The 973-nt window shown below is 59.0% G+C and carries 1 protein-coding gene and 1 pseudogene; one reads left to right on the top strand and one right to left on the bottom strand.

Annotated features, from left to right (window positions below):
- The coding region (locus IE224_RS20850; RefSeq protein WP_229849507.1) for an IS30 family transposase at window positions 1–539 on the top strand (539 nt) is incomplete at its 5' end.
- A 176-nt stretch (window positions 540–715) separates the two neighbouring features.
- On the opposite strand, the pseudogene IE224_RS20845 reads toward IE224_RS20850, so the two are convergent.
- Window positions 716–892 (bottom strand): annotated as a pseudogene (locus IE224_RS20845) (IS481 family transposase); the annotation flags it as partial.
- Between the last annotated feature and the right edge of the window lie 81 nt (window positions 893–973).

Below are 973 nucleotides of genomic sequence, written 5' to 3'. Positions count from 1 at the left end.
CACATGACCGTACCCGATCACATGTCCGAACCGTTCAAAAGAAAGCTTGCACCGACCGAGGTATCCACACATGGGAGGGCGACTTGATGATCTTTGAGCGGGCTCAGGGCGACGCCAATGTGGCGACGCTGGTCGAACGCAAGACCCGCTACACCGTTCTGCTGCGCAACAATGACCGGAAGTCTCGGCCCCTCATGAACCGTCTGATCCATGAGATGTCACCCCTGCCCGCCGAGGCGCGGCGCTCGATCACCTTTGACCGCGGCCTAGAGTTCGTGGCCTGGCGCGAGTTGGAAACCGGCATGGGCACAAGGGCTTGGTTCTGCGACCCGCAAGCGCCGTGGCAAAAGGGCTCGGTCGAGAACATGAACAGGCGGCTACGCCGCTACCTGCCTCGGGACACCGCTGTGTTGCAGCTGACGCCTCGTTCGATGAGGATGATGTGTCAGCGCCTGAATGCCACGCCCCGAAAGTGCTTGGGCTACCGAACATCGACCGAAGCGTTTCGAGACGAACTGATACGACTGGAGGAACCATGACGAACCCTGCCCCGCAGGACTGGTGCATTCAGAATGGAGCCTGCACAGGCGGCGGCCAGCCCGTAGGTCATCCCTTCTCTCTGCAGCACACTAGTTCACAATTTGAACTGCTTCTGCTTTGGCTGCGCCCAGCAGTGCCGCATCAAGGCTCGCCAGTGAGGCGCTATGTCGTAATGCTAGCTGTTCAGTCCCGGCATCTGGTGGATAGGATCCAGGATGAATCGATCTGGCTCTGAAGTCCAGATTTTGCAGATGTATTCGTAGGGCGTGAGACCACCGAGGGTCTTGAGCCGACGCGCGAAGTTGTAGGCTGCCATGAAGTCCGCGAGATGCGTACGCAGTTGCTCGTGGCTGAACCGCCCCGGGTTCACCGGAGAGTTTGTGGTTCAATGATTAGGCTGCTTTTTCGGCTGCGTTCAAGCTTGCGTAGAAGG

Origin of the sequence: Paracoccus aerius, assembly GCF_014656455.1 — a bacterium.
Classification (GTDB): Bacteria; Pseudomonadota; Alphaproteobacteria; order Rhodobacterales; family Rhodobacteraceae; genus Paracoccus; species Paracoccus aerius.
Note: the sequence above shows the minus strand (reverse complement) of the source record. Positions and strands in the feature narration are given on the sequence as shown.